Annotated in this window: 8 protein-coding genes and 1 pseudogene; 7 read left to right on the top strand and 2 right to left on the bottom strand. The window is 65.3% G+C overall.

What is annotated here, in order from left to right; translation table 11 throughout:
* Positions 1 to 162 (bottom strand): annotated as a pseudogene (locus VGZ32_RS26800) (hypothetical protein); the annotation flags it as partial.
* Between the two features lie 277 nt (positions 163 to 439).
* The gene (locus tag VGZ32_RS26795) at positions 440 to 877 is read right to left on the bottom strand and encodes a polyprenyl synthetase family protein (protein ID WP_326888994.1); all 438 of its coding nucleotides are present in this window, start codon (positions 875 to 877) and stop codon (positions 440 to 442) included.
* 440 nt (positions 878 to 1317) lie between these two features.
* On the opposite strand from VGZ32_RS26795, the gene VGZ32_RS26790 reads away from it, so the two are divergent.
* The 7 genes from VGZ32_RS26790 to VGZ32_RS26765 all read left to right on the top strand — a co-directional run bounded on the left by VGZ32_RS26790 (position 1318) and on the right by VGZ32_RS26765 (position 6557).
* Positions 1318 to 1506 carry a hypothetical protein gene (locus VGZ32_RS26790; protein WP_326888992.1) on the top strand — a complete coding sequence of 63 codons (189 nt, stop codon included), beginning with the start codon at positions 1318 to 1320 and terminating at the stop codon, positions 1504 to 1506.
* Between the two features lie 108 nt (positions 1507 to 1614).
* A complete protein-coding gene (locus tag VGZ32_RS26785; RefSeq protein ID WP_326888991.1) occupies positions 1615 to 3087 on the top strand; it encodes a cytochrome P450 in 1473 nt (490 codons plus the stop codon).
* Positions 3088 to 3167: 80 nt separating this feature from the next.
* Positions 3168 to 3407, top strand: coding sequence for a hypothetical protein (locus VGZ32_RS26780; RefSeq protein WP_326888990.1), 240 nt, complete (start codon positions 3168 to 3170; stop codon positions 3405 to 3407).
* An 85-nt stretch (positions 3408 to 3492) separates the two neighbouring features.
* Positions 3493 to 4473: a sugar ABC transporter substrate-binding protein gene (locus VGZ32_RS26775; RefSeq protein WP_326888989.1), complete on the top strand. Its 981-nt coding sequence runs from the start codon at positions 3493 to 3495 to the stop codon at positions 4471 to 4473.
* Between the two features lie 411 nt (positions 4474 to 4884).
* Complete coding sequence (locus tag VGZ32_RS29150) at positions 4885 to 5142, top strand: peptide deformylase (RefSeq protein ID WP_414642608.1); 258 nt, start codon at positions 4885 to 4887, stop codon at positions 5140 to 5142.
* A gap of 165 nt (positions 5143 to 5307) precedes the next feature.
* Positions 5308 to 5919 carry a hypothetical protein gene (locus VGZ32_RS26770; protein WP_326888988.1) on the top strand — a complete coding sequence of 204 codons (612 nt, stop codon included), beginning with the start codon at positions 5308 to 5310 and terminating at the stop codon, positions 5917 to 5919.
* A 329-nt stretch (positions 5920 to 6248) separates the two neighbouring features.
* Positions 6249 to 6557: a hypothetical protein gene (locus tag VGZ32_RS26765; RefSeq protein WP_349263766.1), complete on the top strand. Its 309-nt coding sequence runs from the start codon at positions 6249 to 6251 to the stop codon at positions 6555 to 6557.
* The last annotated feature ends 60 nt before the right edge of the window (positions 6558 to 6617 follow it).

Here is a 6617-nt window from a genome sequence, read left to right as displayed (position 1 = left end):
GATGTGTTTGCGTACGTACACCGGTTCATTCGCGGGGGATGCGGCGATGGCGGCCTGCACGATGTCGATGGCGCGCTGCACCCCGGCGCAAAAGGAGCGCGGCGAGGCCAGCAGCACCGTGCGCTGGCTGACCCGTGACGGCGCACACGCGCTGTCGGACATGGTAGCTACCCGTCTCTATCGGTGTTGATGTCAGCCAGGGTGACGAGTTCGTACGCGTCGCCCGAGTCGGGGACCGCTACTGCCACGTGGCCCAGCGCCGCGAGATGCGTTCCGCCGCCCGGCAGGGCACGTGGACGAGGTCGTGACCGTCCAGGATGTGGGTGCTGTGGTGAAGGTGCGCCAACGCCACACCCGCTATAGAGGCCGCCGAGCGCGCAAGCGCAGCCCAGCAGCGACCCGGTCTTCGCCGCGGCCACATCCAGGCACTCGGCCAGGGTCACAGGCGCGCTTGTCGAATGCGCAGTCGGCGCTCTGCCCTTCGCACGGTTCGAGCGTGCAGTCGGCCGGGCGGGCCGTCGCCGCCATGGCAGCGGGGGAGAAGGTCCTGCGCGAGGATCTTCGCCGCGAGTACCTGCATCGCGTCACCGGTCAGGATCGCCTCGGCGTCCCCGCACGCTGTCCAGGCCATCGGCCGGTGCCGGCGCAGCAGGTCGGCGTCCATAACGTCGTCGTGCACCAGCGTGAAGTTGTGCACTACCTCCGCAGCGTCCGCGGCCGTCATCGCCGCGCCGCTGTCGCCGCCGACGGCCCGTGCCGCGGCCAGAACCGGTGCCGGACGAAGTGTCTTGCCCCTGCCGCCGCTGTGTGGGACGCCGTGCCTTTCCCACCGTCCTACGTGGTCGCCGCCGATATGCCGCATCGTGTCGGGCAGCATGGCCACTGCCGCGTGTAGCCGCGGGTCAGCCGTTCGGCGAGCGCTTCGCGTGATCCGGACCATCGGGTGGATTTCCTGTTCTGGCGCCTTGACTGTCATGAGCACCACCTCGATGAGGCCTGGCGGATCCAGCTCTGGTGACTTCAGGTTGGCGACAAGCGCCCGGGGGAGACATCCGCCAGATGACGGTGACGGATGCGGGCTCGGTGCGGCGTCCACGGGTGGCCGGGCGGGTTCGGGGGCCGGGACGCGCCTTCTGGCCTGGGCGGAAGAGCTGGAATCGAGTCACCGGCAGATGGCGGATGTCCCCGCGAAGCGCGCGGCACAGGATTTGAGTGAAGAGGTCGAGATACGGGAACGCCCAGGCCTCAACAACCCGCCGACGAAGGTGCCAGGCTCAGGACCGGTACCGCGGATACCCGGAAGGCCTGTCGATCAAAGTGACGTACATCTATACCGCGCAGAGCCTCGGGTACGGCAGCTACGTCGTGCGGGACGAGTTCGGCCACCCGGCGCAGCGCCCAGACCGCACATTCGCGCAGTTCGCGTCCGCGGATCGCGCCGTACGGTATGCAGCCGAACTGACCAGCCGGACCGCCGGGGCTGCACGCACCGCCTTCAACATCTGACCCATCGGCGGCGTAGTCGGAATGGACCACGCAGCCTGTGCCGCTTGAAACACGATTCCACTATGACCAGGGTTTTGCTGCGGCGCCGTCCATGGGCTGGTTTACGCAGTGGGAATCGGGATCGTGTACCGGGTGGGCCGCAAGGTGCTCGGCGTGCTCGCCACGGTGGCGCGCAGCGAGCGCGCATTGATGGCAGAGGTGCTCGCGCCGCGTCAGGGCAATGCGGTGCTGCGCCGCCAGGTCGCCCGGGTGCGGCACGAGCCGACGGAGCGGGCGTGGTTCGCCGCGTTGTCCGCGAGCGGATGCGCATCGCAGAGGGTTTGCACGCGGAGCACGGGTGCGCCCCGGCGCTCGCACATCGACATCTATGTTTGGAGGCACCCAATGGCCGCGGATCTAGAGCAGGGCACCGCACGCGCAGCTCAGGGAATGCATTTCGACGCTTCGCTCGACTGCTGGGTCGTTGACGGATACGCCGAGGCGGTCGCGGTGATGCGGGAGCCCGCCCTGGAGATACCCCTGCTTCCGCTGCCCGCCGCGCATCTGGCCGACAGCGAGCAGGCGACCCTGACGCCGCTGTGGAAACAGGCGATGGACACGCCGCTGTACTCGTCGGGCAAGGCACACCGACGGCTTAGAGCCCAGTTGCGTGGTCCGTTCACCCACGACGCGGTCGACCGGTGGCGCCCGACGATCCGGCGCGTTGCCGATGCGGCCATCGACGCATGCACACCATGCGGGAAACTCGAGGTCATCGAGGACGTGGCCGGCCCGTTGCTACGGCAGGTCATGGCCGAGGTGGTGGGCATCCCCCAGGACCGCCGCGCGGAATTCGACCTACTCGCGAACGCGAGCATGGATGCGGGGAAGCTTGCCACTCCGCAATGGTCGAGCGCCGTGCTGGTCGAGGCGGCCCGAGCGGTCGAGCAGCTTGGTGATCTGGTTCACGACCTGCTGGGCCGTGCGGACGAACTGCCGACCGGTAGCGTGCTCGCCCGTGCGGCCGCCCGACGTGGCGCCGACGGAGGCCTGTCCGAGAGCGAACTGGCCACGAATGTGAGATCGCTATACACCTCAGGCGTCTACACCACCGTGTTCCTCGTCGCGTCGGCCGCCTACCTGCTCTTCTGCGACGAGGACGTTCTGCGGGAAGCCCGGCGCGACGACACGGTCATTCGCGGCGTGGTCCACGAGACGTTGCGCTACGCGTGTCCCGCTGTAGAGACGAACATCCGCCGCGCGACCCGTGACATCAGCATCGGCATGCAAACCATTCGCCGGGGCCAGTTCGTGCGCACCGCCGTGCTCTACGCCAACCGGGATCCCCAACGCTTTGACGCGCCGGACCTCTTCGACCATCGCCGGCCCAGTCAGGGCCCCAGTCTAGCGTACGGCGTCGGCCCGCACGTCTGCCTCGGCAACCACCTCGCGACCGCGGTGGCCGAAGAGGTCCTGCGTGCACTTGCGCAACCGCGCCGCGACGTGCGGCTGGATACTCCGCACCCGACCTTCCACCGCCGCGCAGCGATCCCGGTCATGTGGGGACCGGATCGCGTGCACCTCAAGCTCGGCCCGAACTGACGGATCGGGACGACGGCAACCGCCGCCAAGTCCGTCGCACGAAAGCAACGCCCCTCCATCCCGTAACGAAGGTGAGTTGAATGTCCATCACGAACCACGCTCTGCCGCCGGTCGGCTTGATGCTGGCCGAGGACGCCGACACGGCGCCCAACGCGCAGATCTCGCAGGAGGCGCTCCAGGGCGCGGCCTACCGGCTGCGCACCGTGCCGCCGGTCGGCTTGATGCTGGCCGAGGACGCCGACACGGCGCCCAACGCGCAGATCTCGCAGGAGGCGCTCCAGGGCGCGGCCTACCGCCTGCGCACCGCCGCACGCGTGTGACCGCAACGTCCAGTTAGCACCTCATCCAGGGCGCACGTGAACCTCACTTCACGTGCGCCCACTCGGATGCACAGGGAGATGCACCATGTCGGTCCTTTACATCAGCCCGCTCGACTACGGCTCGAACGCCTCGATCGACGCAATGGCTCATTCGCTCGAGCACACCCTCACCCAGGCCAGCATCGAGTTCGCCGTCGCATACGCCGACTTCCGCAAGGACAAGTGGCGCTCGCGGACCGAGAGACTAATCCATGAAGCCGTGGCAGCCGAGATTGAAGCGATCGTGCTCTACACGCTGGACCCGGAGGAACCCGCTGCGGCCGTTGCCCACGCTAGGAGCCACGGCGTTCCCGTCATCACGCTCGAGCGGCCGCACTTCACCGTCGACGCCTCGCTCGTGCTGCCGAACTTCAACCACGGGGTGTATATGGCCGAGTTCCTCTCTCGCCAGCTCCCACCCGGCGCGCGAGTGGGGGTGATCGGGGGACCGGGCACGCCGGACGACGACGAGCTCGTATTGGGAATCGTGCGCGGCCTGAAGCTGGCGGGCCTCAAGCTGGTCAACGATCCGATGCAGCCGCGGTACCGCAACTTCACCGACGACCGCGATGGAGGCAGAGCGAAGACCGGCGCCCTGCTGCGCGACTGCTCGCGACTGGACGCGCTCGTGCCCTACAACGACGAGTCCGCGCTCGGAGCCGTCGATATGCTCGCCGCGGCTGGTCGGCTGGGCGAACTCAAGACTGTCTCACGCAACGGCACTCCCAACGCCGTACGGCTCGTCAGAGACTGTATGCACGACGGAACATGGGATCTCGACACGCTGGGCATCGGGCGCAGCGCCGCACAGCTGGTGATAGAGGCCGTCCGCGGCGGCAACAGGCTGGACGGACTCTGCGTCGCTGCCCCCATCGGCCAGATCATCTCGGCAGAGCGGGCGCAAAGCTGGATACCTTGGGAACGACGCATGACGTTCGCTCCCCTGCGCATCTGGGAGCCGGATCAACGCGCGGCAACTCGCGCCGCGACATCTGATCAAGATCGAACCGGGCCTGTCCGAAGTTGACAACCCGTCCCAACAAGAGGCGCACATCCGGTGCACCCTCGCGGCGGTGCGGGCCATGCGCGCTACTGCTGGGCCTGTTCACCGAGCAAAGAGGATCGGGTGGACGTGGTGAGCGCCGAGTACAGGTTCGACATCGGCCCGCTGGGCCGGCGCGGTGGTGGCGATCGGCCGGCTCGACTCGTGTCCCCAGATCGCGACTGCGCTGCTCGGATCGGTTTGCGGCCCGGCGTGGCGGCTGGTGGTTGGGGGCGCGCGTGTCACCGGGCCCGAGGTGTGTTCTGCGCGAACACACGTGCGTGTTCGCTGAATCGGCCGCTGACTGGACGGCGGGATGCGGGCGCACCGGGCGCCGGGACCTGCCAGTGTGCCTGCTGCTGAACGTGTCGCGTCCGCGCATACCTTTGCAAGGGTATGGGTAATGCCGCGCCACAGATCGGAATCGTTCGAGCCGTAGCAATCGTTCGAACCGCTCAGGGTGAGACGATCACGCTTCTCAATCCGCGCGTCAATCCGCGCGTGATCGATGAGTCGGCCCGGACTGACGAGCAGTACGAGGGTTGTCTCAGTTTCTTCGACGTCCGGGGTATGGTTCCTCGTCCGCTAGCGCTCCAAGTCGGCACCAAGATATCGATGGCAGGCGCAAGATCACGTTTATTGAGCATGGCCTAGCGCGGCTCGTTGCACACGAAGTGGATCATCTGTACGGGGTGCTCTACCGGGCGAAGATGCGTCCCGGTGTCGAGCCTATTCCCATCTCCGAATACCGAGGCACAGGCCAGACATGGCTTTACTTACCACCTACCGAAGGTAAGGGATTCGCTCTATCGATCCAATGTGTCGAAGGTAGATGCCTTGATTGACTCGAGATTTATCTTCCTGGGGCTTTGTTTCAATTTTTCAGGAACCATATATTACTTGCGCAAAGCGCTCAGGCGGGAAATCAAGCCTCATCTCGTAACCTGGTTCCTGTGGGCACTTGCGCCACTTATCGCATTTTCTGCGCAGGCCACTGAAAAAATCGGATTGCCATCGCTTATGACACTGATGGTAGGTGTCAATCCGGCACTCATCTTCATGGTCTCGATTCGCGATAAAGAAGCTCACTGGGCAATCTCAAAATTCGATATCTTCTGCGGCCTACTCTCGTTGGCTGGTATTGGCGTCTGGATCGTATTCCAAAAGGCTGAACTTGCCGTTGCATTTTCAATACTTTCAGATGCTCTGGCATCGATTCCTACTATCAGAAAAGCCGCCATTGATCCCAAGAGCGAGAGTTGGGCAGTTTATGTCGGCGCGGCTCTTGGCGCCGCTATTACACTTGCTACCTTGAAAAGCTGGACATTTTCAAGATATGCATTCGCGGGCTATATTCTAGTGCTTTGTTTCTCTATCGCTGCCGTCATTTTGATCGGGGACCGCCGCCTTGAAAAGGGAAGATCAATATAAACTAAACCAGCGTTCATTTATTAAGGCATTGTTGGCCGTGGAGGCAAGTCGACGCGGGTTACCGTGCGGGTATCTGCGTCGTCCCTAATTTCTTCCCAAATACGGGTCGGAATATCAGGATGCAAACTCGTAATCCTTGGGTCGCGGACCCACCCGGACGCGGGCTTTGCCGTCCGGTGTGCCCGCGAACTGCTGATGCGCCTGGGCGAGCACGCGGGGGGACTTTCACCGCCTGATCCGCGACCGGGACGCGAAACACACCGCCGCCTTCGACGCCGTGCTCGCCGCGGCCGGGCGAGACACTGCGCAGCGCCCCACAGCGCCCGAGGATGAACGCCCATGCCGAACGCTTCGTGCTGGCCACGCGTACGAGTGTGACTGACCGGATGCTCATCCTCGGCGAGCGTCACCTGCGCCACGTGATGCGGCACTGGGAAGAGCACGACAACACCGAGCAAGCCCACATGGCCCTCGGCGGGCGGGCGCCAGCCGACGACCCGAACGTGATCCCTTCCCCTCGGCCCAGATCCGACGGCGAGCACGCCTCGGCGGACTACTCAACGAATACCACAACGCGGCATAAGCCCTCTGCGACCCGCCTCGACAACCCGCAGGTCACCGCTTGTGTCGAGTTTTGAAACGGCGCAGGCACTTCGAGCGGGAGTTCGCCGATTGGCTTTACGACGCGCTCGCAGGGC

The sequence above is a fragment of the Actinocrinis sp. genome, assembly GCF_035938995.1.
Lineage (GTDB): Bacteria > Actinomycetota > Actinomycetes > Streptomycetales > Catenulisporaceae > DASZGI01.
This window is presented reverse-complemented; position numbering and strand designations above follow the sequence as displayed.

Coding starts and splice junctions, on each gene's coding strand:
- VGZ32_RS26780 (WP_326888990.1), top strand. CDS start 3,168: ATGTCCATCACGAACCACGCTCTGCCGCCGGTCGGCTTGATGCTGGCC.
- VGZ32_RS26795 (WP_326888994.1), bottom strand. CDS start 877: ATGCTGCCCGACACGATGCGGCATATCGGCGGCGACCACGTAGGACGG.
- VGZ32_RS26765 (WP_349263766.1), top strand. CDS start 6,249: ATGAACGCCCATGCCGAACGCTTCGTGCTGGCCACGCGTACGAGTGTG.
- VGZ32_RS29150 (WP_414642608.1), top strand. CDS start 4,885: ATGGGTAATGCCGCGCCACAGATCGGAATCGTTCGAGCCGTAGCAATC.
- VGZ32_RS26775 (WP_326888989.1), top strand. CDS start 3,493: ATGTCGGTCCTTTACATCAGCCCGCTCGACTACGGCTCGAACGCCTCG.